Consider the following 25,701-nt stretch of genomic DNA (forward strand, 5'->3'; position numbering starts at 1 on the left):
GGTTAATGGAAAAACTTATGAGACTTATGGAAGAAAAAATGATGCCACCAATGGCAAAGATGGCAGAACAAAAACACTTAAGAGCTATTAGAGACGGAATTATATCAACACTTCCTTTAATACTTGTTGGATGTTTCTTTTTATTAATGATTAATATACCAATAACAGCATGGAAAGAGTTTATAGCTCCATATGCTGGAGATATTGTTTTACCTTTTAGAGTTACAATGGGCTTAATGTCACTGTATGCTAGTTATGGTATGGGATATGCATTATCAAAGTCATATAAACTAGATGGTATATCTGGTGGAGTACTTTCAATGGCAGCTTTCTTAAGCTTAAATATACCACTAAACGTAACAGACAAAGCTACAGATAAAGCTTTAGGCTGGGTACTTAAGATGGAGTATCTTGGTGGAGCAGGAATGTTCACTGCAATTTTAAGTATGATTATAGCTGTAGAAGTTTTAAGATTCTGTAAGACTAAGAATATTACAATAAAGATGCCGGATCAAGTTCCACCATCTGTTGCGAGAAGCTTTGAAGCATTAATTCCAGGAGCTATAGTAATAACTTTATTCTGGTTAGTAAGAGTTATGTTCAAGGTTGATGTAAACGAAATAATAAAAGTATTATTTAGTCCTTTAGTAAGTGTTGCAGGTAACAGTTATTTAGGAGTATTACTTCCAACTTTATTTATATGTTTACTATGGGCATCAGGAGTTCACGGTGTATCAGTTATAGGTTCACTTTTAAGACCAATATGGTTAGTTTTACTTGATGAAAATATGGCAGCAGCTGCTGCTGGAAATGTTGCACAAAACATCGGTACAGAAGGGTTCTTTGACTTATTTGTATGGATAGGAGGATCAGGTGGTACATTAGCACTTTGCGTATTATTCTTATTCTCAAAATCAGCATACTTAAAGCAAGTTGGTAAGTTCTCTATTATACCAGGAATATTTAATATAAATGAACCAATTATATTTGGTGCTCCAATAGTTCTTAACCCAATAATAGCAATACCATTTATAGTTGGACCAGTTATAAACTGTACAATAACTTATATAGCTATGACATTAGGTTGGGTAAATAAGGTATCAATAATGGCACCTTGGGTATTACCTTCACCAATTAAGGCAGCAATGTCAACAAATGACTGGAGAGCAGCAGTTCTTGTAATAATTAACTTTATGATAGCATTAGCTATATACTATCCATTCTTCAAGATGTACGAAAAGAACTTATTAAAGGAAGAAGCAGAGCAATTAGAAGCTATGCAAGCTGCTGAATCAAACTAAATATAAGTATAATTTAAAAAAGTTTTAAAGGGTGACTCTAAGAGTCACCCTTGATTTTTAAGATTACACCACTTTAAAACTTGTATAATTAGGAGGAATTAGTGATGAGGCACCAAGTTCTAAATGGAATAGATAATTTAGATGAAATAAAGAAAGCCTTAGGAGATAAAAAGGTTGGACTTATAACATCTCCTAGTGGAATAAATAAGGATTTTAAGTATACAATAGATGTATTTAATGAGAATTTTAATCTAGTAGCTTTATTTTCTCCAGAGCATGGAATAAGGGGAAACCTTCAAGCAGGGGAAGAGGTAGGTACTTATACTGATGAAAGAACTGGAATAAAGGTTTATAGCCTTTATGGAGAAAATAAAAAGCCTTCAAAAGAAATGTTAGAAGGTATAGATGTATTAGTATTCGATATAGGAGATGTGGGCTCAAGATTCTACACATATATATATTCCATGGGGTATTGTTTAGAGGCATGTAAGGAAAATAATAAAAAGCTTTTGGTACTAGATAGAATAAATATACTTGGTGGAGAAAAGGTGGAAGGAAATATATTAGAAGAGGAATTTAAAACCTTTGTAGGTATGTATCCAATTCCTATAAGATATGGGTTAACCATAGGGGAACTTGCCCATTATTTTAATAATGAATTTAATATAGGTTGTGATTTAGAGGTTATTAAAATAAAAGAATGGGAAAGGTGGATGCTTTATGAAGATACAGATTTGCCTTGGATAAGTCCTTCTCCTAATATGCCAAGTCTTTCTACATCCTTATTATATAATGGAACTTGCCTCTTAGAGGGAACAAATATTTCAGAAGGAAGAGGAACAACAAAACCCTTTGAAATAGTTGGAGCACCTTGGATAGATGGATATAAGTTAGCAGAGATTATGGAAGAGAAAAATATTAAAGGGGTTAGATTTAGACCTATATATTATACTCCTACCTTTTCAAAGCATGAAGGAAAGATGTGTGGAGGAGTCCAAATACACATAACAGATACAAGAGAAGTTAATGGAGTAGAAGTAGGCTTACATTTACTTGAAGTTATAATAAAAATGGATAAGGGAGATCTTCAATTTATTGAAAGTGAAGGTTATGGAATTTTCTTAGATTCTATTTCAGGAACTAAAATATTAAGAGAAAGCCTTGGGAAAGAGTTAAGTGCTAAGGATATATTAGAAAAGTGGAACACTGAAACTCAATCTTTTAGGGAAAAAGCTTCTAAGTATTATCTATATAAATAATTATAAAATTGATGAGGAGTAGTATATAAGTTTAAAGTATATTTTATAGATTACTAACACACTTATCTAATTAATATATTTTAATAAAATAGTAAACTAACTCTAAAGTCAATTTATATAAAAATAGAGCTGTATATATTTTAATATATATGGTTCTATTTATTTTATATACATGGATTTTATAGAATGGCTATGTTTTAAGATAGTGGTGAAATACATGAATAATTGCAGGGAAGTTGGATGACTTACCTGCAAACTTTGAAGTATCAAAGGAATTCTGATCTATGTATACCAATTCTAAGTCATTAATTACTTTGTAGTCAGGAATTATACATTTAAAGAAAGGCATATAAGGCTTTAAATAGCTTGATATAAAACCTTAAAGCAGTATAATAATTAAAAAAGGAATAAAATAATAAATTATTTAGATTTTATAATATTTAATTTAAAAAGGGGATGAAGTAGATTATGGGGAGACCAAAGGTATACATTGCAAATAAAGTGCCATATGAGGTGGAAGAGTATATAGGTAAGCACTGTGATTATGAAAAGTGGGATAAGGATGAAGAAGTAGGAAAAGATGAACTATTTAATAAAATCAGTGATAAAAACGGGGTACTTTTAGCAGGGATTAAGGTTGATGAGGAGTTTATAGATGCAGCTCCTAAGTTAAAAGTAGTTAGTAATGCTACAGTTGGATACAATAACTTTAACTTAGATGCTATGAAGTCAAGAAATATTATAGGCACTAATACTCCTAATGTATTAAATAATACTGTTGCAGATCTTATATTTGGATTGATTCTAGCTTCCGCACGTAGGATAACAGAGATGGATAAGTACGTAAAGGATGGCAATTGGAAAGCACCAGCTGATAATAGTTTATTTGGAGTGGATGTTCATAACTCAACTTTAGGTATAATCGGCATGGGAAGGATAGGAGAGGTTGTAGCTAAAAGGGCAAAGCTTGGCTTCGATATGGATGTAATATATTATAATAGAAACAGAAAGTTAGAAATAGAAGAGGAATTAGGAATAGAGTATAGTGATTTTGAAGACCTGCTTAAAAAGTCTGATTTTATTTTATTAATGACACCACTTAATAATGAAACATATCATCTTATAGACTCTAAAGAGTTTAATATGATGAAAACCACATCCATATTTATTAATGCTTCAAGAGGAAGTACAGTAAATGAAAAGGCTCTAATTGAAGCATTACAAAATAAAAAGATTTTAGGAGCAGGTCTTGATGTTTATGAAAGTGAACCAATAGAAATAGATAATCTACTTCTTAAGATGGATAATGTGGTTACTCTTCCTCACTTAGGATCAGCAACTGAAAGAACTCGCTCTCAAATGGCTATGTTAGCTGCTGAAAATCTTGTTAAAGGAGTATTAGGAGAAGTTCCACCTAATGCTGTACCTGAGCTTATTAAGTAGAGATTTAAATTTTTAGTAGATATTATACATGAATTAAAAAGGCTTAGAGTAAGTATATTAATAGAATATATTGAGTATAGGGGGATTTTAATATGAATGAAATTTTAAAGGTTATAAGAGATAGAAGGAGTACAAGAAATTTCTTACCGGATCAAATCAAAGAATCAGATTTAAAGAATATACTAGATGCAGGGATTTATGCACCAAGTGCTACAAATAAACAACCATGGCATTTTACAGTAGTACAGAATAAAGATCTTATAGATAGATTAAATTATAGCTTTAAAGAGTTTGCTAAAAAGTCAGATAATGATTATCTTAGAAAATTTGGTAATAATGAAAACTTCCATGTTTTTTATAACTCACCTACAGTTATATTGGTATCAGGAGATGAAACTAATAGATACTCTCCAATTGATTGTGCAGCAGCAGTAGAAAACATGTTAATAGCAGGGGAATCTTTAGGAGTTGGCTCTTGTTGGATTGGATTTATTGAGTATTTATTAAATAGTGAAGAGGGAAAAGGATTCCTTAAGGAACTTCAAATACCAGAAGGTTTTAGACAAATACATGCAGTATCTCTTGGATATAAAAAGGGAACCTCAACTAATGGTCCATCAAGAAAAGAAAATACAATTACCTATATAAAGTAAAATTTAGTGAATAAAACACCAAAGGACTAACTTTAGTTAGTATTTTGGTGTTATTTTCTTTATGATAAAAGGTTAAATTTCAACAGTCTCTAAGTTGTTTCTTCTATTATCTAATGGATTAAGATTAATATGATGAATAGTTTCATTATCAGAAGGATTCATAAGTATTCTATCTAAGTGAATTCTTCCACTAGGAGTATTAGCTACAACACAAAGATTTCCATGAATTCTATGTTCTACCCAACTATATTCATCAGTAATTACTTTATGTAAATCTTCCTTAGATATTAAAGCTTTAGATATAGCTTTACCAGTTTTATTTCTTAAAATTATAGAAACTGTGTTCTCATCTATAATTTCATAATCATTTCTAGTGTTTCTTTCAACTATTTCTAGGTTACATTTTCTGTTATCTAAAGTATCTCCATTTATGTGTCTAATAGGAGCTTTAGCATGAGTGTTTAAAATTACACTTTGTAAGCTTTGTTTTAATGGTTTACCTTTTTTATTAGTTTTAGTTAAACTTATATTCTGAATTATATAGTTGTTAAAATCTTTATTCCATTCAGCAAACCAAATTCCCATAGCTTTAACCTTTTCTATATCATTAAAGTCTATTTTCACTGTAAGTTCTGAACCATTCTTTTTTAATAATGAAATTAAAGCAGTATCTCCTTTAATTTCATACGTATTTTCTATGTTCTTGTAATTTGTATTTATAAAAAACACCTCTTTCATTCTTTTGGTATGAAAACAAGTATAACAGAGGGGAGACTAAAATGATACTGTTATAGATATATATATAGGTTTTAAGGATAAAACTTATTTTATACACTAATTAAAACCTATGAGTTTCAATATATTAGGCTTTAATTAGTGTATAAGTTAAAATTCAAGCTTAAAACTAGATATAGGAATTTAAGTTTAAAAGTTAATTTATACATTTGTCTAAATCATTATAAATTAAGGATATTTTAATGAATAAGTTAATTCTTTATATTAAGACCTTATATAGTTTAAAATTTATAATAGAGTAGGAGAGAAATTAAGTTTCTCTCCTACTCTATTAATATTATATTAGTTATTTTTTAGAAGCACATTTAAATCTGTCACTTACAACATCCCAGTTTACTATGTTCCACCAGGCTTCCACAAAGGCAGCTCTCTTATTTTGATATTTTAAGTAATATGCATGCTCCCAAACATCTAGGATTAATAAAGGTTTAACAGCCCATTGAGTTAAGTCTTGATGCTTTTCAGCTGTTAATATTACTAACTTTTCAAATAAGCAATTCCAACATAAAATACACCAGCCAGAGCCTTCTACTGCAATAGCTGCTGCAGAAAATTGTTTTTTGAAGGTTTCATAGTCTCCAAAGTCTTTGTTTATTTGAGTTAGTAAGTCTTCTTTAGGTTCTCCACTGTTAGGGGACATATTTTCCCAAAATAAAGTATGTAATATGTGTCCTGCTCCGTGGAAAGCTAATTCTCTTTCATAGTGTTTAATTAAGGAGTAGTCTCCTGTTTTTCTACATTCTTCAACTTTAGCCTCTGCACTATTTAATCCATCTACATAACCTTTATGATGAAGATCATGGTGAATCTTTAAAGTAGCCTCATCATAGTGAGGCTCTAAAGCATTATATGCATAAGGTAAATCTGGTAAAGTATGAGCCATTTATATCACCTCGTAAATTATAATTTAATATGTGTTTATTATTACTCTTAGATTATAATTTATACATTGATAGAATCTGGAATATTTATATTGTTAGGCTATTACAGGGAGTAAATAGAATTATTAAATTTTAGTATATAAATATTATTATAGGGTTTTAAGTTTTAAACTTAATTTATACATCTATCCAAAGAAAGATAAATCAATGATATTTTTAAGGAATAAGTTAAGTGTTTATGTAAAAACCCTATAGTTTATAAGCTATAGGATTCTTACATGTTATGCTGGTTAAATTTATTAACTTTAATTAATTATTTTGAAATATTACATTTTAATACAGTAAAAATACTTAACTAGAGTAACATATAAATTTAATCTATCTTAAATAGGACGACCAAAGTTATCTTTGGTTATATTTAAGAAGTTATTTAATTTAATTCTTAAACCTACCATCCATTCAGGCTCATTATTCCATGTGTCTTTTAGGGAACGAAGTAAACGAACATAACTATATAGGTCAGCATATCTTCTGAAAATAGGAAGTAACTTAATCATATCATGTGAAGTATTATACTCTGTATTGTATCCAGAAATAAATTTCTCTAAAAAATAATCTATATTATCGTCTTCAATAGTGTCTTTAATAGATTCTATTGCTTGTACTACATCCATGGTATACCAATGATATAAGCCATCATCAAAATCTATAGGATGGTAGCTGTTTGTAGTTTTATTATAGAATACATTATCTGTTTCAAAGTCATAATGAATAAGACCAAAATTTTCTTTAGTAGAGGGAAGATTTAAAAAATATTCTCTTAGTATATGGAGTTCATTTATAGCTGAAGACTCATCAGGGAAGTTAGATAAGATATCTTCCATCCATATTAGAGTATCCATCCAACCTTTACGTGGTTTTTGAGAAGGGATATACTCACAACTTAATTTATGCAATTTTCCTAAAGATTTACCATAGTGGAATATAATATCCTCCGTTAAGGATATCCTACTTAATGGCCTACCAGGCACTTCTTTAAAAGCTACTGCACAATATACTCCCCAAGGAGTATCTACTACTTCAAGTTCATTTCCCCTTTTTGATAATAGAGTTTCTACGGTAGGGTAGCCATTATTTCTTAAATAACTTAAGAATTCAAGTTCAGCCATTATGCTATCCTTAGATTTTTCTTCAGAAGGAGTAAATCTAAGAAAAATATTTTCTTCATTATTTTTAAATATATAAATAGCATTAGATGAAATTCTAAAGAATTTTAGGGGGTCAGACTCTGATTTATCATAATCCCAATTTTCAAGTATCATTAGGGCCAAATCTTTATTATCAAATAAATATTTTAATTTTAACAATACACATAACCTCACTTTATATTTTTTTATTATTCTTTCTATTACTGTAATAAGCATTTTTACTTTCCTTTAATGATTTTAACTCTTTTAACTGAGATATATAGCTTTCAAACCTTTTAATGGGTAGTTCTCCTGAGTCTATAGCCATTTTAATTGCACAACCTGGTTCTTTTTTATGGGTGCAGTCTCTATATTTACATTTTTCAGTTAGGGAATAAACATCTTTAAAGCTTTCTTTAAGAATATCTTCATCTGCCCATAACTGAAGTTCTCGAATACCAGGGGTATCTATTAGCATGCAACCAGATTGGTGAAGGAAAAGCCTAGGACTCGTTGTGGTATGCTTACCCTTTTTATTGGAATCACTTACTGAATTTGTTCTTTGCATATCATCTCCAAATAGATAATTAATGATTGAAGACTTTCCAACTCCAGAAGAACCAAGAAATACAAGAGTTTTACCAAGGCATAAATATTCATTAAATACATTCAAGTTAATCTTATCTAGAATGCTTATGGCATGAATATCTATATCATGAGAAGCGGCCTTTATGTTTTCTATATATTCAGATATATCATTGCAAAGATCACATTTATTTAGAAGTATTACAGGTAATATTTTGCTACTGCGAACTAGAGTAATATATCTTTCAATTCTCTGTACATTAAAATTATCATCTGCACCAATTACAATAAAGGCGATATCTATATTTGATCCTATAATTTGCTCTTCTATATATCCACCTACCAGCACACCATTTTTCACTTTTCTTCCCCCTGAAATTGAGAGTTTACGAGAAAAGTAACTTTTTCTTGGTAGGATATCATGTATTACCACTTCTTTATCATTAATATTTTTAATTACGACCCAATCACCAACAGTGGGATAATCTTTTTTAACATCTGCATTATGCATAAATTTTCCGCTTAACTTACCACTGAAATTACCTTTCTCTGAATATACAATATAATTTCCTTTGTGTTGATTTACCACTCTTCCAGCCTCAAAACCTTTTTCTAAATAAGACTTAAATTTATCTTGGAAATAATTATCCCAACCTAAATTTTCTAAACTCATAAAATCTCCTTTTCTTTTTAAGTTTTAAAATTATTTATTTTTACTATATAAGAATTTTAGATATAGAACTTAAAAATTGAATTCCAATCTTAGGAAAATAAATATTGTTATAAAACTTAATATGAGCCTTAAATAAAGTCATATGGAGGTTAAATAAAAGAATATAAAAAGCCCACAGTAAGATTAACCTACTGTGGGACACTTAAAATTAAGCATAAAAAATACACGATAACCTATACCGTGTATCTTAAATCTACTATTAAGGCTAAAGGGTTAAATTAAAGGTGTTCAAAAGGCGCAATAAACAGAGGGAATAACAAGTCCCTTTTTAGAAAGCCTTTGAACCTATATGCAATTATTTTAAAATCACCTCATATGACTTTTGCATAAAATAATCTCTCCTTTCACCTATAAATTTATTAAGCTTTCCAAATATATTACCATATATTAACTTAGAATACAATATTATTACACAACTAATGTATAATCTTCTTAAAAAGATTCCACAAGGACATCCATAACTCCACCACAGACCATTCCTTGAGATTCTGCTACATCTCCTGTCATGTCCACATGTTGAATAAAGAATCCTTTATCTAGCATAACTCCTCTTGCATTAGTTAGTACTGCAGCTTCACTACAACCACCACCTATACTTCCTAAGGTCCTCCCATCAAAGTATGCTATCATTTTAGCTCCAGGTTTTCTAGGTACAGATCCCTTAGAAGATAATATGGTTATAAGAGCTTTAGGCATTTCAGAGTCCTCAGCTATCTTTTCAGCTACTTCCTTATCAAAATCAGGGAATGAGAAATTTTTACCTAGTCTATCAATTACTCCTTTATTCTTAAAGCTAATAAGCTGAGATACTATGGAGATAGCTATTTCGTCAGGAGTAATAGCTCCTATATCAAGCCCAATAGGAGAGTTAACTAAGTCTAATTTTTCTTTAGAAAAACCTTCATCTAATAATTCATCCATCATACCACGTACTCTACGTTTAGATCCTATCATACCAACATAACTAAGTTCATGATTTAATACATGACGTAGAACAACCCCATCATGCCTATGACCCCTTGTTATTATAACTACAAAATCAGACTTTCTAAATCTAATTGAATCAAAGGACTTCTCAAAGCTTTCGCAAATAACTTTTTCAGCCTCAGGGAAACGTCCATTATTAGCAAAGGCTGGTCTATCATCTATAAGAGTCACAGCAAATCCAACTCTAGAACTAAACTCCACTAAGGGCTTGGCTATATGTCCTCCACCAAATACAATTAGGCGAGGCTTAGGGAAGAAAGGCTCAACTAAAATAGATTTATTTTCTTCAGTATTAATAGTATTTACTTTTCCATTATCTAAAGAAGTAAATATAGTATCACAAACCTTATGATCAAGAGAGATGGATTTATTTTCTAGTTCTTCTCTTGTTAAAAGAAGCTTTTTCTCTATAGCTCCACTTTTCTCACTATGTAAATTAAGATAAGTTAACATTACACACTGGTTACCCTGGTTAATTTTTACTAATAATTCTTTGTATAAATTCTCAAACATTTTATCAACCCTCTAAATATAAAAATTTGAATAATAAATATCCCTATAAGGCTATTATATTAAAGTTTTTATAAGAATACTAGGAAGAAGAGAAAATGTTTTCAAAAAAACACCATGAAGCCTCATTGAAAATCAATGGGGTTTCATAGTGTTTATTTTAACCTTATAAAAGATGATTAAGACTAAGCCTTAGGTGGAAAAACCTTAAGTAAAATTTTCATCATTATATATATAAGAAGTACAACTATAAATATCCCACCCATACCTTGAAGCATTAAAGGAAGGGTTTCTTGTAAACTATCAAAATTCATAATATATTCCTCCTATCTAACTAGCATAAGTATTAGCCCACCAGCTATTACAGATGCAATCTGACCAGATACGTTAGCACCTACAGCAAACATAAGTATAAAGTTTTGGTTATCTTCCTTTTGAGCCATCTTTTGAATAACTCTAGCGGACATAGGAAAGGCAGATATACCAGCAGCACCTATCATAGGATTTATTTTTTCTTTTCTAAATAGGTTTATTAATTTAGCAAATAAAACTCCACCTATGGTATCAAATATAAAGGCTATAAGTCCTAGACCTATTATCATAAAGGTTTGAACATTAATAAATTTAGATGCTTCCATAGTAGTTGCAATGGTTATACCTAAAAGTATAGTTACTATATTTACAAGTTCGTTTTGTGCAGTATTAGATAATCTATCAAGAACTCCACATTCACGAAGAAGGTTACCAAACATTAAAAATCCTATTAAAGGAACTGCGTTTGGAGCAATAAGCCCAGTTAAAACAGTTAAGGTTATTGGGAATATTATTCTAGTTGCCTTTGATACGCTTTCAGCTTTATAAGTCATTCTTATCTTTCTTTCTTCCTTAGTTGTAACAAGTTTTATGGCAAAGGGTTGAATTATTGGTACTAAGGCCATATAAGAATAAGCAGCGACAGCTATTGGAGCTAGTAGTTCTTTAGCAAACTTATTTGCAACATATATAGACGTTGGGCCATCAGCAGCACCTATTATTCCGATAGCAGCGGCTTCTCTTAAAGGGAAGCCTAATAATCCAGCAACACATATAGTAAAGAATATACCAAATTGAGCTGCAGCTCCGAAAAGTAACATAAATGGGTTTTGAAGAATTGGACCAAAATCAATCATAGCTCCTATTCCAATAAATATTAGTAGAGGGAATAACTCAGTAGCAATACCAGCATTAAATAACACATTTAGTACTCCTTCTACAGGAGTATTTTCTACAATTTGAGTTATAGCTCCAGACATTGGTATATTAACTATTATGGCACCAAATCCCATTGGAAGAAGTAGTGCAGGTTCGAAATCCTTTGCAATGGCTAGATAGATTAATAAACCACCTAGGGCCCACATTGCAATATTTCCAAGAGTAATAGAAGTAATACCTTGAATTAATACATCCATAAAATAAATCCTCCTTTGATTTGTTATTAATAAAAAGGACCTTTAGCATAGCTTAAATAGGCTATGCTAAAGGTCTCACATTTTCAGAATAAACCAGATTCTAAAAATCGGTTGTTGACTTATTCCCATGAGTCCATGGTAGTTACTCCCCTTTAACAAAAATGAATCCAAAACCATTTTATAATAATAAAGAATAAAAGTCAAAACATTTAGAAAATAATTAAAATTATTAATGTATACAGTTTTCAATTAATTTTATATATAATAAATCAGTTAAAAGTTAAGAAATTTTTATTTATAATTTCATTGAAAGAGAGAAGTTATATATTAAAGAACACATCTAGGTGAATTATAATAGTATGATAGTGTATAAATAATATAGGAGATAATTATGAGTTATACAACTAATAGGCAACCCCAAGGATTATCTAAATCCACTGAAAGTCTACTTAGGGAAGGTATGATAGGCGAAGTAGTGGCGATAAATGATTATAGCTATTTTATAGGAGTTACTGAAAATAAAGATGTTAGAGAGTTATTTCATCATATAATGGAAGATGAGAAAAGGCACTATGGCATGTTTCTAGAAGCTTTAAGAAGAATTGATAAGGAAGAGGAAGAACTGCAACAAGAAGCTAAGGAGCATGTTGTAATAAAAAATAAGCTAAAATGCAAAACAGAAAATAAGAAAAAGGCAAGTAGTCATGACATACTAGTATTTATAAGAGATGCTATAAAGGCAGAGCTAGAGGCTATAATTCTTTATGATAGTTTAACAGAAATAATAGAAGATGAAGTTATAAATAGAATTATAAAAGACATAACTAAAGATGAGAAGGAGCATGTAGAGGAGCTTACAAGGGCTTTAATAATCCTAGATAATGATACTTATGGGCCTATAGAATAATATTTTATTATAATATATACAAATTAAATATAGATTAATAAATTTAAGGTTTAGGTTTAACACTATAGTTATATTGGTGTTAAGCCTTTTTTCTTTACATTTAGGGATTTATTATTATGGAGCTATAAAAGTTATGATAAAAATATAAGAAATTATATATATGAAAATATAATTGCTGCAGCTAATAGATATATTACTAAGAATAATGTATATATAATTTCTTTTTACAATTATATATATAAAAAATTAAGACACTACACTATTTAAGCTTTCATTTCTAAATTCAATAGGAGTTTTATTGTTTAACTTTTTAAACATTGAACTATAATAATTTTGATTATTAAATCCCACAGAAAGAGAAATATCTAATATAGATAAGTTTTCTTTTATTAGTAATTCTTTGCTTTTTTCTATTCTAATTTCATTTATAAGCCTAGAGAATGTCTTCCCAGTTTCTTTTTTTAGTATAGTACAAAAGTAACATTTGGTTATGTTAAGATATTCAGCTACATCATTTAAGGTTATATTCTCATTATACCTAGCATCAATAAAGGATAGAGCCTTTTTAACATATAAACCATAAGGTGGCTCAGATATAAGTCTTTTTTGCTTCATATAATTACTATCCCAGGCTATGTTTCTTAGCAAAGAGATTAGGTGGGGCATACAACAAGAAGGCTTGTACAAGATTCCTATGTGGCGTGCACTACATGAAGCATATGGACCTATAACATATAACCCCCTGTGAATATTCTTGGGACAAACAGCAAACTTAGTGAAGCTAACACCTTCTAGAGAGGGAACGTCTATTACATAATGTTCCTCGGAATTAAGAGTTCTAATATTTAAACTTTCATAAATACCATTATTATCAAATACGTCTTCTAAAAAGTTATTGTATCCAATAGAGTGGATTAATTCTCCATTAAAGTTAAATGCTTTTATAGGAATATTAGTACATAGAAAGAATTTTTCCATGGTGGAAGAGATATGATCATTAACGAAACAATTACCATCACTCCTTTTAAATTTATCCCAATATAGTTATAAAGATATAAATATAGTGTACATTAATTAAAAAATAAAATTGTAGAATATAAATGATAATGAATATCAAAAGCATTTGCTTATGTAAATGATTATATCAATGGATGGATGGAGGTGTCAAACATAATATTGGTTACGTATACAGGGGAGGACTTATGAAAAAGCGATATTTAATTTTGGCATTAATTATTTTATCCATTTGTTCCATATTAATTGGAGTAAAGGAAATGAACTTTTTAGATATATTTAATCCTGATGATACTAAGAGCAAGGTTCTAATAATTAGTAGAATACCAAGGCTTATCAGTATTATTGTAGCAGGGGTTAGTATGAGTATAGCAGGTCTTATTATGCAGCAAATAAGTCGTAATAAGTTTGTATCTCCTGATACCTCAGCTACTATAGATAGTGCTAAGCTAGGAGCTTTAGTATCATTAATGTTATTTTCTTCAGCTAGCCCTATTCAAAAGATGTTAGTATCCTTTGTATTTTCATTAGCAGGTACATTCATATTCATGAGAATTTTAAAAAGAATAAAGTTTAAGAATGTAATTTTCATACCTCTTGTAGGGATAATGTTTGGAAATATAATAGATTCAATTACAACATTTTTTGCTTATAAACATAACCTTATACAAAGTATTTCTACTTGGTTACAAGGAGATTTCTCTATGGTACTTAAGGGAAATTATGAACTTTTATATTTAAGTATTCCTTTGGTAATAGTAGCTTTCTTTTATGCTAATAAATTTACTGTAGCAGGTATGGGAGAGGATTTTTCTAAAAACTTAGGGCTTAATTACAATAAGGTTGTAAATATAGGACTTATAATAGTTTCATTAATATCATCTGTTGTAGTTATAACCGTAGGAAAAATACCATTCCTAGGACTTATAATACCTAACATAGTAACTATTTATAAAGGAGATAATTTAAAGAATAGTCTTTATGATACAGCCTTACTTGGAGCGGTTTTTCTTTTAGCTTGTGACATATTAGGAAGACTAGTTATTTACCCTTATGAAATTTCTATAGGACTTATAGTAGGGGTATTAGGAAGTGCCATATTCCTTTATCTTTTAATTAGGAGGAATGGACATGAAGCATAAAAGAAAAATAGTTTTTTTAATAGTTATTTCATTAATACTTATAGGAATATTTATGCTTTTAGGAGTAAATAAAAATAATTTAGATTATGTGTTACCTAGAAGGGCATTAAAGGTACTAGCTATAGTTTTAACAGCAACCTCCATAGCCTTTTCTTCAATGATATTTCAAACTATAACTAACAATAGAATATTAACACCAAGTATATTAGGATTAGATTCCCTATATCTGTTTGTACAAACCTTTGTAGTTTTTACATTTGGAGCTAGTAATGTATTTGTGATGAATAATAATGTTAATTTTCTTATATCCGTTAGCATTATGGTGATCTTTTCAATGATTTTATATAAAGTATTGTTTAAAGGTGATGAGAAAAATATTTTTTTCTTATTACTAACAGGGGTAATATTTAGAACCTTATTTCAAAGCCTATCATCGTTTATCGAGATGGTTATTGATCCAAATAAGTTTTTAATAATACAGGATAAGATGTTTGCTAGTTTTAATAATATACATACAGAAATTCTACTTATTTCTGTCATAGTAATACTTATAGTTATAGCTTATGTTTATGATTATGTTAAGGTATTGGACGTATTATCTTTAGGAAGAGAGCAGGCAATAAACTTGGGCGTTTCATATGATAAAGTTGTAAAAAGGATGCTTATAGTAACTTCAATATTAATATCCATATCAACAGCTTTAATCGGTCCTATAACATTTTTAGGGTTACTTGTTGTAAATTTAACCTATGAGTATATGAAAACCTATAAGCATAAATATTTAATTATAACTTCAATTTTAATAAGTATTATTGCTTTGGTAGGCGGACAACTTATTTCTGAAAGATTATTTAATTTTGGTACAACCTTAAGTGTTATTATAAATTTCATTGGAGGACTTTACTTTATGTATCTGCTGTTAAAGGAGAGTAAGGCATGATAGAGATAAAAAATATAGTAAAAAAATATGGAGATAAAAAAGTTGTGGATAATGTATCACTAAAGATACAGGAGGGAAGGATAACTTCTTTTATTGGACCCAATGGTGCTGGTAAGAGTACTTTATTATCTATTATAAGCCGTCTTATTAATAAGGATCAGGGTGAGGTTTTTATAGATAACAAGGAATTAAGTCAATGGGACAATAAGGAATTATCCAAGAAAATATCTATACTTAAACAATCAAACCACATAAATATAAGATTAACAATTAAGGAACTAGTAAGCTTTGGTAGGTTTCCATACTGCGAGGGAAATCTTAAAGATGAGGATTGGAAGTATGTTAACGAGGCCATAGAATATTTGGAGCTTAAGGATATAGAGGATAAATACCTAGATGAATTAAGTGGAGGACAAAGGCAAAGGGCATATATAGCTATGGTAGTGGCTCAGAACACAGATTATATACTGTTAGATGAACCATTAAATAATTTAGACATGAAACATTCAGTTCAGATAATGAGGGTCTTAAGAAACTTAGTAGAGGACCTTAATAAAACTGTAATCTTAGTTATACATGATATTAATTTTGCATCCTGTTATTCAGATTATATAGTTGCTTTAAAGGATGGAGTAATAGCTAATGAGGGAGATACAAGTAGTATTATTGATAAAAATATACTAGGGGACATATATGAAATGGACTTTAGGATAGAAGATATAGATAGCCAAAAGATTTGTATCTACTTCTAGTAATTAATTAAGCAACTTTTTGAAGTAGTTAAATTATATTAGTGAGATTATAATCCTTGGAGTCAAGGTTCTATAATATTAGAGACTTAGCCTAGTACAAGTAATTAAGTTAAAGGCTTTAATATATGTAAAAGTATAATTTATAAGTTTAATAAAACTATAATAATAAAAATTTATTGAGGTGAATGAAATGAATAAAAAAGCAGGTATAATAGTTGGTATTTTAATAGCTGTAATCATTGCAGGAGTTGGGTTCTTTAAACTTAAAGATAATAAAAAGGAAGAGCCAAAGTTTGCAGAAATGAAGATTACTCACGAATTAGGAGAAGCAACTTTAAGCAAGAAACCAGAAAAAATAGTAGCTTTTGACTATGGAACTGTGGATTCTTTAGATAAGATGGGAATAGAAATAGCAGGGCTTCCGAAGTCAAACCTTCCAGCATCTCTTTCAAAGTTTAAGGATGATAAATATTTAGATGCAGGAACACTTTTTGAACCAAACTTTGAAAAAATACATGAGCTTAAGCCAGATGTAATATTTATATCAGGAAGACAATCTAAGGTATATGAAGAGCTTAATAAAATAGCTCCAACAATATATCTTAATATAGAAGATGGAAAGTATATGGAATCTTTCAAGAGTAACCTAGAAAAGTTAGGAAAGATTTTTGTTAAGGAAGATTTCGTAAAATCAGAACTTAAAAAGATAGATGAATCTATAAGCTCTATAAACAAAAAGGCTAGTGAAGGTGGAAAAAAGGCATTATTAACATTAGTTAACAATGGTGCTTTAAGTGTATATGGTAAGGATTCAAGATTTAGCCTTATACATAAGGAGCTTGGATTCCCACTAGCTGATGAAAGCATAGACACAGCTACTCATGGACAAAAAGTTTCTTTTGAATATATAGTTGAAAAGAATCCAGATTATATGTTTGTAGTTGATAGAGGGGCAGTTGTTGTAGGTGGAGAAAAGTCAATGAGTAAGGTTATGGAAAATGATCTGATAAAAACTACATCAGCATATAAAAATAGCAAAATTATACCTTTAAATGCAGAATACTGGTATATATCCCCAGGTGGACTTGGGTCAACTAATGAGATGATTAAAGAAGTAGAGGCAGCTTTTAAGTAAACTTTAGAAATAAATACTTAGAAATAAATACACAAAAGGTGTAACACTTAGGTAAAGTGTTACACCTTTTTTTATTTTTCAAGAAATAATTAAGGGGAGGCCAACGTCATTTAAATATGATAGTATAGCTTAAATAATATCATATAGTTTGTAGAACATATTTTATACATAAGATTATTAATCTTTGTACTTATTTAAGTTATCACAAGCAGTTTGTAATGAAGATAAAGCGTTTTGTATTACTGATTTATTCTCAGATTTTTCAGCTTTTTCATATGCTTGATTTAATGATGTTTCAGCACTTTTAATTTGAGCGTGTACTTGATCTACATAGTCTTTTGCTTTCATATAAATACCTTCTTTCTTAGATTAATTAGCTTCAGTAATTATTGTGTCTTTATTTTCATAAAATACTCATGAAAGTATTACCAAGGCTTTATTATATAGGCATTTAGCAATAACTAGAATAAAAATATAAAAGTGTGTTGACTCTAACATTACGTTATAGATTATTATAAGAAAGTAAGGGAGGGATTTTTATTTATGCTATATAAGGTTAAAGAAGTATCTAATATAACAGGAGTAAGTGTACGTACACTTCATCATTATGATGAAATAGGTATTCTAAAGCCAAAAAGTTTTACAGAATCAGGTTATAGGCTTTATTCAGAAAAAGAGCTTCAAAAACTACAAGAAATTTTATTTTTTAAGGAGCTGGACTTTAGCCTAAATGATATAAGAGATATATTAAATAGCAAGGATTATGATAGAAAGAATACCTTAACACTTCATAAAAAACTACTATTAGATAAAAGAAAAAGACTTGATGGAATAATAGAATCCCTAGATAAAACCATAGAATCAATTGAAGGAGGGTTTATAATGAGTAAGAATGAAATGTTTAAAGGCTTTGACATAAGTGAGGTAGAAAATCATAAAAAACAATATAAGGAGGAAGCGAGAAAAAAGTATGGTGGAACTGATGCCTATAAAGTAAGTGAAGAGAAGACGTCTAAATATACTAAAACTGATTGGGAAAGAATTACTGAAGATATGAACAGTATATATAGAGAGCTTGCAGCTTTAATGGATAAAGATCCAGAAGATGATAAAGTTCAAGAACTTATTCATAAGTGGAGAATGCATATTAGTGAAAACTTCTATAATTGTACTCCAGAAATCTTTAGAGGATTAGGGGAATTATATATATCAGATCTAAGATTTACTGAAAATATTGATAAGTTTGGAGAAGGACTTGCGAGTTTTTTAAGTCAAGGAATAGAAGTGTATTGTAATAAACTAAATAGTAGATAACTATTTCTTAGGTTATTATCTTTAATCTATTAGAAGTTATGGGTATTATAAAGAAGATGCAAAATTGTATAATTTTGCATCTTTTTCTTTACTAATTTTTTTATCATCAGTTTTTAAATTAAAGTTTTCAATTTGTTGTTTTTTTACTTATTATTGTTTGATTTTTATCTATTGATTGGTAAAGAGAATTAATTTTTAAATTCATATTCCTGTCTCCTTAACTATATTTAAAAAGTATATTTAATATAGTTAAGTTAAAGTTCATAGGTCTTATTTAATATAACAAGTTGTTCCTTAAACTTTTCTCTAACCCATAGGGGTTCTATAATTTCTATACCTTTAAAGAATTTAAAGGCTAAGGATATATATGTATCTATGTTACTGGTTTTAACTGTTACATAAAAACAATCGTTGCCTTCAACAACATTACCGTATTTAATAAAGGCAAAATCCTTAATTTCACTATAGAGATCTTTACAAACTTTTAGTTTTATAGAGACGCTTTTAGGGTTTTTAGTAGCATTTTTAAAGCAACAGGTACTATAATAATCCTGCATACTAAAATTTTTAGGTAATATAAAAGTATCATTTAGTACACATATATCCTTTATACTATCAATTCTTAGGAGTATATCAGAGTTATTAGACTCTGAGAAACCAACAATATACCATGTACTATTTTCAAAGAGGATTCCATAAGGATGAATAACCTCATAGGATTTCCCTTGAATAGTAATATCAATATGGAAAAATACTTTGACTTTGAAGTTCTCCTTAAGAGCTTTTTCTAAAGAATCAAATATATTATAGCTTTTAAGAGAACTTTCCTTAGAATTTATATCTAGTACTATTCTTTCATATATATTTTCGAGATCTTTTTTAAATTCACCAGAAATTAAACTTTCAAGCTTTAGAAAAGCTGAGTTGCAATGAGCATTATATCCAGGGATATCTATTATCCCAATGGCTTTTTTAGCTAAAAGTAGTGCAAAAATTTCTTCCCTGTTAAACATTATAGGAGGGATAAAGTAATGATCTAAAAGAGTATAGCCACCATCTGCACCTGTATTAGAGGTTATGGGGATATTCATCTGACCTAAAGCATCCATATCTCTATAGATTGTCCTAATATCCACCTCAAATATACTAGAAAGCTCTTTTGCAGTGATTTTTTCTTTGTCCTTAAGTGCTAGAATAATAGCCATTAATCTTTCAGTTTTATTCATAATCTTCCCTCCATACATAAGTCGTAGCTAATATATTTATAAAAATATTTTTAGTGTTTATATTAATCTAAATAAACCAATATTATTAGTATAAGATGTAATTAATGGTTAAATATCACATAGAATAAGATTATTATAGCATATTTAATGGATAACTAATTACAGAGCATATATTCTTAGAATTAATAACTAATATTAAAGTATAGCTTACCAAATATTATAATGTATTTTACTTTGGTTATATCTATTAGAAGGTTCAACCTTATTTAGGGGATATCCAATAGAGATTATAGACAAGGGAATAATATTTTCAGGAAGATTTAGTATTAAGCTAACATCTTCAGTTCTTGGAGTGGCAGGGTAGATACCTATCCATACAGCACCAAGACCTTTCCCATGAGCCATTAAAAGAATATTTTGTGTTGCAGCTGCACAATCTTGAATCCAAAAATCTACGTTTTTCTTATAACCTTTATACACATCTAAGTTTCCACAAACTACAATTGCTACATTAGCAGTTTTAAGAGGAGTAGCCTCAGGATTTATATCAATTATGTTGTCCATTTTTTCTCTATCCCTTAACACGAGGAATTCCCAAGGTTGTTTATTGTTAGCGGAAGGAGATGCCATAGCTCCTTTTAAAAGTTCTATTATTAACTCATCAGAAACCTCCTTATCCTCATAATTTCTAATACTTCTTCTAGTTAGTATAGCTTCTTTAATATCCATAATAGACCTCCTATGATAGTTTTAAATAAATACTATCATAGTAATACTGACATAAACCTGTCAGTATTAATTAAATAAAACTAACTTCAATTTAATTAGTATGTATTCAACATAAGGGGGAGGTAAAATCTTTATAAGTTTAATCTTGGAATTTAACTTGCCTAGGAAATAATATGCCTAAAGATATATTATATAAATTATCTAAATTTGATTTAAATCACATAAAAAATAGAGGGAGATATATATAATTAAAAATAACATAAGGACTTAAAGAAATAACTTTTATAGTAATTGAGTTTAATTTGGGAGGGATTAATTATGAGAAATGATAAAATAGAGGAATTAACATTAGTACTTAAGAAGCTTAATATACATGGAGTTACAGAAGAACTTAAAAGGGAAGCAATAGATATAGTTAGTAATATAAATCCCATAGAGCTTTCAATAGCAGAGCAAAATCTAATAGATGATGGAATGGATCCAAAAGACCTAAGACATTTATGTGATATTCACATGGAAGTGTTGAAGGATGAACTTACTAAAGTTAAAGATAAGGTTAAGACAGGTCATGTAGTTGATACTATGATAAAAGAGCATGAGAAAATACTAGAATTTTTAAAAGACTTAGAAGAGGTAAATTCAATTATTCAAAATATGAAATCTTATGATAAAGAAAGAAAAGAATTTAAGGAATTAGAGGGGTTAGCAGATAATATACTAGATGCAGAAAAGCACCATAAGAGAGAAGAGGATGTACTTTTCTTAGAAATGGAGAAGAGAGAAATTACTGGACCAACTAGAATAATGAGAATGGAACATGATGATTTAAGAGCAAAGAAAAGAGAGCTTAAGGAGCTAGTATCATGTTTAGAATATATAGGATTTGAAAGTTTTAAAGAAAGATTAGATGATTTAAGTAAATATATAATCTTTAATCTTAGAGATCATATATTTAAAGAAAATTATATTCTCTACCCTTCAGCAATTGAGGCTATAAAGGAAGAAGGCTTATGGGATGAAATGAAAACAAAGTGTGATGAAATAGGATACTGTAGCTTTACCCCTAACATGAACTAAATAAGTCTATAACTTAAAATAATATTGTAATAAAAAATATACTTTCTAAAAATTTAATATAGATATCCACAGTAAAATCTAAACTTATCCAAAAAATTTTTTACCATGATTTCTAAAGTTACTGAAGAAAAATTTAAGGAATAATTTAATGTTAGATTATGGATATATATAATGAGATTTAGCTTTAAGGGTTAAGATGAAATTAAAAGATAAGGGTTAAAACAAAGAAAAAGGAAGCCTGTACAATAACTTGTATATAAATTATTGTACAGGCTATTTTTACCTTACTTTTCTTCTCCATTTAATAACCTTATTATATTAGCTTTATGTCTTATTAAGATTAAGATAAAAGCAATAAATGTCACATAAGAATATATTGAATTTCCTTTTAGAATCACTGTAGATATAAATAAAATAAATCCAAAAACCATGGATCTAACTGATACAATTTTTGTAACTACCTTAAGACCAAAGAAAAAACCAAGAGCTATAAGTGTTTCAAGTGGTAAAACATAGGCAAAAGAAGCTATAGTTGTAGCTACCCCCTTGCCTCCCTTGAATCCTAAGAATATTGTGTAGTTATGACCTAAGATTACACATATACATAAGGTGCTAAGAAGAATATCACGATTATAAGTTATTGCATTAGTTCTTATAAGAATATCACCTATTAAAATTGGAATAAGTCCCTTGGAAATATCACAAACCTTTGTTATGTTTCCAAGTTTTGATCCAGATACTCTAGTTACATTAGTGGCACCTATATTGCCGCTTCCATGTTTTCTAATATCTATTCCCTTATAGTGCTTTGTAAGTAGATAACCACTAGGAATAGATCCTATTAAGTAACTTAGTAAAGACATTAAAAAAATCATCAATTGCTCCTTTGTTAATAAAAATTTATTTTCACCTTATATTATATAGAAATTCTTAATAAGTTAGGAGGTATATATTAAAATTTTTATTATGTTAAATATTTACTTAGCCCTTAGCATTCCTTTATAAAAGAGATATAATTATATGTAGAAGTATATTTTTTATATTATATGGAGGATAAGTGATATGAAGATAGTTTTATTAGAGCCTTTAGCAATAAGTAAGGAAATATTAAATAGTTTGGCTAGTAAGCTTAAAGATATGGGACATGAGTTTATAGCTTATGATACTGTAGAAAAGGATACTGAGGCTCTTAAAAAAAGAGCAGAGAATGCAGATATTCTTATGATTGCTAATAATCCTTTAAATGGAGATGTTATAAGATCAGTAGAAAATCTTAAATACATAGCAGTTGCTTTCACAGGGGTAGATCATGTTGATAAAGAAGCATGCAAAGAAAGAGGAATAAAGGTATCCAATGCTCAGGGTTACGCTACTGAAGCGGTAGCAGAATTAACTATAGGAATGATACTGTCCCTTTTAAGGAATGTTATAAAATGTGATGAAGTAACAAGGAAAGAAGGAACGAAGGTAGGACTTGTAGGCAGCGAATTAAATGGAAAGACAGTTGGGATAGTTGGAACAGGAGCTATTGGACTTAGAACTGCCGAAATTTTAAAAGCCTTTAACTGTAAACTTTTAGGGTATAATAGATCACAATCTGAGAGAGCAAAGGAGTTAGGAATAGAGTATGTTACTCTTGAAGAACTTCTTTCAAAAAGTGATATAGTTTCTTTACATGTACCATTAAATGATGCAACTAAAGGGCTTATAAATAAAGAAAGAATATCACTAATGAAGAAAAGTGCAATACTTATAAATGTAGCGAGAGGCCCTGTTGTAGATAGTGAAGCTCTTGCAGAAGCATTAAATAATGGGGATATAGCTGGGGCTGGTATAGATGTTTTTGAAATAGAACCACCTATTAAGTCTAACCATCCTTTATTCAGTTCAAGAAACACCTTAGTTACACCTCATGTAGCTTTTGCTTCAGAGGAATCTATGATAAAGAGAGCTAACATAGAGTTTGATAATGTATATTCATGGATAAATGGAGAAGAAAAGAACATAGTTATGTAAAGGAATCATAGCCTATAAAAAGATTTACTACTAAATGTATGATAATTGTAGTAAATCTTTTTTATTTGGACAGAGGGTATAAGGGATATATGAATAAGAGTTATAGGTTTTGGGTTAATTTATACACATTTTTTAACCCAAAGCAACTCAAACATATTTTCAATGAATAAGTTAAGTATTTACTTAGAAAGCATATAATTCATTTTGATTTAGGAAGATATATAAATTAACTATATATAGAAGAAATATTAAGATATAGATTAGATATATAAAATAATAATAGACATGCTCCTTATTATTAATAATTCAAATAAGAATCTTAGAGTATATATGTTATAATAGCATTGGTATAAAAACTAAAAATTACATATATATGGGGGAAGAAAAATGAAAAAATTTTTAGGATTAATTATGAGTTTACTACTTGTAACATCAGTAGTACTTGTTGGATGTTCATCTAAAGAAAAGAAGGAAGAAGGAAAAGGGTTTCAGTATTACACAGCAGATCAAGTTAAAGAAAGCATAGAGAAAAAGAAGGATATGATACTTTTAGATATTCAAGTTGAGGATGAATTTAATAAACATCACATAAAGGGAGCAATTCCTACATATGCGTATCCAGTAAAAACTGATGAAGATAAGAAAAAACTTGATAAAGAAATACCTAATTTAGAAAAATCAACTGCACCTATAGTTATAGTTTGTCCAGGTGGTGCTGGTGGAGCAGAAAAAACTCATGCTTACTTAAAAGAAAAGGGTATAAAAGAAGATAGAATATATATATTAGAAAAGGGACAAAAGGCATGGCCTCATAAGGACCTTTTAGAAACTAAATAAATATAGAGTTTATTAAAAAGGCTTTCTAAGAAAAATTAGAAAGTCTTTTTTATTTTCTAATGAAATTCTAATGTTTCACTAAGAAGGCTATAATCTTCTGAGTTTATAATTAAATTAAGTTAAAGAGATAAAATAAAATTAAAACTTGGAGGTATTAATTATGATAACAATAGAGCAAATTGATGAATTAAGAAAAAGAGTTAATGTAAGTTATGAGGATGCGAAGGAAGCATTAGAAAATAGTAATGAGGATATATTAGAGGCTATACTTTATTTAGAGAAAAATGGAAAGATAAAAAAAGAAGAAGAAAATAAGGATAATGGAGAAAGTTTTTCAAAGGTAGCTTGTGGTTTTATAGGTTGGTGTAAAAAATGGATAAAGAAAGGCAATAGAAATTACTTAACAGTGACAAAGAGAGATAATGTTATATTAAAATTATCCTTAACAATATCTGCAATAATTATTATAATAGCACCATATATATCAATACCATTATTAATATTAGCTTTATTTACAGGCCATAAATTTAGAGTTCATGGGGAAGATGTTGATAATACTAAGGTAAACGATACTTTAAATAAAATGTCTAACACAGCAGATCATATAAAAGAAGAGTTTGTAAAGTAATTAATTGAAGAACTAGAAACCCTAACAAACTTAAGAGTATAAAAAAGTATAAAAGCACACTAATTATAAGAGAATTCTTATATAGAAATAGTGTGTTTTTTGATATTATTAATTTATATATATTTATAGATTATTGTAGGTTTTAAGTACGGATAATAGTTTTCTTAATAAGGATAGAATACTTTGATAGTAGATTAAAATT

Annotated in this window: 26 protein-coding genes; 14 read left to right on the forward strand and 12 right to left on the reverse strand. The window is 29.0% G+C overall.

Features of this window, described 5'->3' with window-relative positions:
* Positions 1 to 5 precede the first annotated feature (5 nt).
* The 4 genes from BR69_RS0108530 (at position 6) to BR69_RS0108545 (ending at position 4,656) form a co-directional block, all read left to right on the forward strand.
* Complete coding sequence (locus BR69_RS0108530) at positions 6 to 1,301, forward strand: PTS sugar transporter subunit IIC (protein ID WP_027632810.1); 1,296 nt, start codon at positions 6 to 8, stop codon at positions 1,299 to 1,301.
* A gap of 104 nt (positions 1,302 to 1,405) precedes the next feature.
* Positions 1,406 to 2,560, forward strand: coding sequence for an exo-beta-N-acetylmuramidase NamZ family protein (locus tag BR69_RS0108535; protein ID WP_034849575.1), 1,155 nt, complete (start codon positions 1,406 to 1,408; stop codon positions 2,558 to 2,560).
* Positions 2,561 to 3,028: 468 nt separating this feature from the next.
* Positions 3,029 to 4,003, forward strand: a complete 975-nt coding sequence (locus tag BR69_RS0108540) for a 2-hydroxyacid dehydrogenase (protein WP_027632812.1) — start codon at positions 3,029 to 3,031, stop codon at positions 4,001 to 4,003.
* 92 nt (positions 4,004 to 4,095) lie between these two features.
* Positions 4,096 to 4,656, forward strand: a complete 561-nt coding sequence (locus BR69_RS0108545; protein ID WP_027632813.1) for a nitroreductase family protein — start codon at positions 4,096 to 4,098, stop codon at positions 4,654 to 4,656.
* Positions 4,657 to 4,728: 72 nt separating this feature from the next.
* Here the strand turns inward: BR69_RS0108545 and BR69_RS0108550 are convergent, their stop codons facing one another.
* The 7 genes from BR69_RS0108550 to BR69_RS0108580 all read right to left on the reverse strand — a co-directional run bounded on the left by BR69_RS0108550 (position 4,729) and on the right by BR69_RS0108580 (position 11,782).
* The gene (locus BR69_RS0108550; protein ID WP_423219674.1) at positions 4,729 to 5,394 is read right to left on the reverse strand and encodes a hypothetical protein; all 666 of its coding nucleotides are present in this window, start codon (positions 5,392 to 5,394) and stop codon (positions 4,729 to 4,731) included.
* A 343-nt stretch (positions 5,395 to 5,737) separates the two neighbouring features.
* Complete coding sequence (locus BR69_RS0108555) at positions 5,738 to 6,334, reverse strand: superoxide dismutase (protein ID WP_027632815.1); 597 nt, start codon at positions 6,332 to 6,334, stop codon at positions 5,738 to 5,740.
* Between the two features lie 381 nt (positions 6,335 to 6,715).
* A complete protein-coding gene (locus tag BR69_RS0108560; RefSeq protein ID WP_027632816.1) occupies positions 6,716 to 7,699 on the reverse strand; it encodes a phosphotransferase enzyme family protein in 984 nt (327 codons plus the stop codon).
* Positions 7,700 to 7,715: 16 nt separating this feature from the next.
* The gene (gene rsgA, locus BR69_RS0108565) at positions 7,716 to 8,777 is read right to left on the reverse strand and encodes a ribosome small subunit-dependent GTPase A (protein WP_027632817.1); all 1,062 of its coding nucleotides are present in this window, start codon (positions 8,775 to 8,777) and stop codon (positions 7,716 to 7,718) included.
* 492 nt (positions 8,778 to 9,269) lie between these two features.
* Positions 9,270 to 10,337: an XdhC family protein gene (locus BR69_RS0108570; RefSeq protein ID WP_027632818.1), complete on the reverse strand. Its 1,068-nt coding sequence runs from the start codon at positions 10,335 to 10,337 to the stop codon at positions 9,270 to 9,272.
* Between the two features lie 182 nt (positions 10,338 to 10,519).
* Positions 10,520 to 10,648: an OadG-related small transporter subunit gene (locus BR69_RS22285; protein WP_278246090.1), complete on the reverse strand. Its 129-nt coding sequence runs from the start codon at positions 10,646 to 10,648 to the stop codon at positions 10,520 to 10,522.
* A 12-nt stretch (positions 10,649 to 10,660) separates the two neighbouring features.
* Positions 10,661 to 11,782, reverse strand: a complete 1,122-nt coding sequence (locus BR69_RS0108580; RefSeq protein ID WP_027632819.1) for a sodium ion-translocating decarboxylase subunit beta — start codon at positions 11,780 to 11,782, stop codon at positions 10,661 to 10,663.
* Positions 11,783 to 12,173: 391 nt separating this feature from the next.
* Between BR69_RS0108580 and BR69_RS0108585 the strand changes: the two genes are divergently transcribed.
* Entirely contained in the window at positions 12,174 to 12,689 is a 516-nt protein-coding gene (locus BR69_RS0108585; RefSeq protein ID WP_027632820.1) for a ferritin family protein, read from the forward strand.
* A 246-nt stretch (positions 12,690 to 12,935) separates the two neighbouring features.
* On the opposite strand, the gene BR69_RS0108590 is transcribed toward BR69_RS0108585, so the two are convergent.
* The gene (locus BR69_RS0108590) at positions 12,936 to 13,667 is read right to left on the reverse strand and encodes a helix-turn-helix transcriptional regulator (RefSeq protein ID WP_034849577.1); all 732 of its coding nucleotides are present in this window, start codon (positions 13,665 to 13,667) and stop codon (positions 12,936 to 12,938) included.
* Positions 13,668 to 13,891: 224 nt separating this feature from the next.
* Between BR69_RS0108590 and BR69_RS0108595 the strand changes: the two genes are divergently transcribed.
* The 4 genes from BR69_RS0108595 (at position 13,892) to BR69_RS0108610 (ending at position 17,672) form a co-directional block, all read left to right on the forward strand.
* Positions 13,892 to 14,845, forward strand: a complete 954-nt coding sequence (locus BR69_RS0108595) for an ABC transporter permease (RefSeq protein WP_027632822.1) — start codon at positions 13,892 to 13,894, stop codon at positions 14,843 to 14,845.
* On the forward strand, positions 14,835 to 15,785 hold the full coding sequence (locus BR69_RS0108600) for an iron chelate uptake ABC transporter family permease subunit (RefSeq protein WP_027632823.1): 951 nt from the start codon (positions 14,835 to 14,837) through the stop codon (positions 15,783 to 15,785). Before BR69_RS0108595 ends, BR69_RS0108600 begins: the two co-directional genes overlap by 11 nt.
* Positions 15,782 to 16,537 (forward strand): iron ABC transporter ATP-binding protein, encoded by a 756-nt coding sequence (locus BR69_RS0108605; RefSeq protein WP_027632824.1) that lies wholly within the window; start codon positions 15,782 to 15,784, stop codon positions 16,535 to 16,537. Before BR69_RS0108600 ends, BR69_RS0108605 begins: the two co-directional genes overlap by 4 nt.
* A gap of 190 nt (positions 16,538 to 16,727) precedes the next feature.
* Positions 16,728 to 17,672 (forward strand): siderophore ABC transporter substrate-binding protein, encoded by a 945-nt coding sequence (locus BR69_RS0108610; RefSeq protein WP_027632825.1) that lies wholly within the window; start codon positions 16,728 to 16,730, stop codon positions 17,670 to 17,672.
* A 177-nt stretch (positions 17,673 to 17,849) separates the two neighbouring features.
* Here the strand turns inward: BR69_RS0108610 and BR69_RS21800 are convergent, their stop codons facing one another.
* Positions 17,850 to 18,020 carry a hypothetical protein gene (locus BR69_RS21800; protein ID WP_160169941.1) on the reverse strand — a complete coding sequence of 57 codons (171 nt, stop codon included), beginning with the start codon at positions 18,018 to 18,020 and terminating at the stop codon, positions 17,850 to 17,852.
* Positions 18,021 to 18,215: 195 nt separating this feature from the next.
* On the opposite strand from BR69_RS21800, the gene BR69_RS0108620 reads away from it, so the two are divergent.
* The gene (locus BR69_RS0108620) at positions 18,216 to 18,986 is read left to right on the forward strand and encodes a MerR family transcriptional regulator (protein ID WP_027632826.1); all 771 of its coding nucleotides are present in this window, start codon (positions 18,216 to 18,218) and stop codon (positions 18,984 to 18,986) included.
* A 254-nt stretch (positions 18,987 to 19,240) separates the two neighbouring features.
* Here the strand turns inward: BR69_RS0108620 and BR69_RS0108625 are convergent, their stop codons facing one another.
* Both BR69_RS0108625 and BR69_RS0108630 read right to left on the reverse strand, forming a co-directional pair.
* Positions 19,241 to 20,212 carry a helix-turn-helix transcriptional regulator gene (locus BR69_RS0108625; RefSeq protein WP_027632827.1) on the reverse strand — a complete coding sequence of 324 codons (972 nt, stop codon included), beginning with the start codon at positions 20,210 to 20,212 and terminating at the stop codon, positions 19,241 to 19,243.
* A 207-nt stretch (positions 20,213 to 20,419) separates the two neighbouring features.
* Positions 20,420 to 20,941, reverse strand: coding sequence for a nitroreductase family protein (locus tag BR69_RS0108630; RefSeq protein WP_034849579.1), 522 nt, complete (start codon positions 20,939 to 20,941; stop codon positions 20,420 to 20,422).
* 318 nt (positions 20,942 to 21,259) lie between these two features.
* Between BR69_RS0108630 and BR69_RS0108635 the strand changes: the two genes are divergently transcribed.
* Positions 21,260 to 22,018 (forward strand): DUF438 domain-containing protein, encoded by a 759-nt coding sequence (locus tag BR69_RS0108635; RefSeq protein ID WP_027632829.1) that lies wholly within the window; start codon positions 21,260 to 21,262, stop codon positions 22,016 to 22,018.
* Positions 22,019 to 22,302: 284 nt separating this feature from the next.
* On the opposite strand, the gene plsY is transcribed toward BR69_RS0108635, so the two are convergent.
* Complete coding sequence (gene plsY / locus BR69_RS0108640; protein WP_084315375.1) at positions 22,303 to 22,893, reverse strand: glycerol-3-phosphate 1-O-acyltransferase PlsY; 591 nt, start codon at positions 22,891 to 22,893, stop codon at positions 22,303 to 22,305.
* Between the two features lie 187 nt (positions 22,894 to 23,080).
* Between plsY and BR69_RS0108645 the strand changes: the two genes are divergently transcribed.
* From BR69_RS0108645 to BR69_RS0108655, 3 genes are all read left to right on the forward strand, one after another.
* Positions 23,081 to 24,034 carry a 2-hydroxyacid dehydrogenase gene (locus BR69_RS0108645; protein ID WP_027632831.1) on the forward strand — a complete coding sequence of 318 codons (954 nt, stop codon included), beginning with the start codon at positions 23,081 to 23,083 and terminating at the stop codon, positions 24,032 to 24,034.
* 387 nt (positions 24,035 to 24,421) lie between these two features.
* Positions 24,422 to 24,871 (forward strand): rhodanese-like domain-containing protein, encoded by a 450-nt coding sequence (locus BR69_RS0108650; protein ID WP_027632832.1) that lies wholly within the window; start codon positions 24,422 to 24,424, stop codon positions 24,869 to 24,871.
* Positions 24,872 to 25,031: 160 nt separating this feature from the next.
* Positions 25,032 to 25,499 (forward strand): DUF4342 domain-containing protein, encoded by a 468-nt coding sequence (locus BR69_RS0108655; RefSeq protein ID WP_034849582.1) that lies wholly within the window; start codon positions 25,032 to 25,034, stop codon positions 25,497 to 25,499.
* Positions 25,500 to 25,701 lie beyond the last annotated feature (202 nt).

The organism is Clostridium hydrogeniformans DSM 21757 (genome assembly GCF_000686705.1).
GTDB classification, from domain to species: Bacteria; Bacillota; Clostridia; order Clostridiales; family Clostridiaceae; genus Clostridium_Z; species Clostridium_Z hydrogeniformans.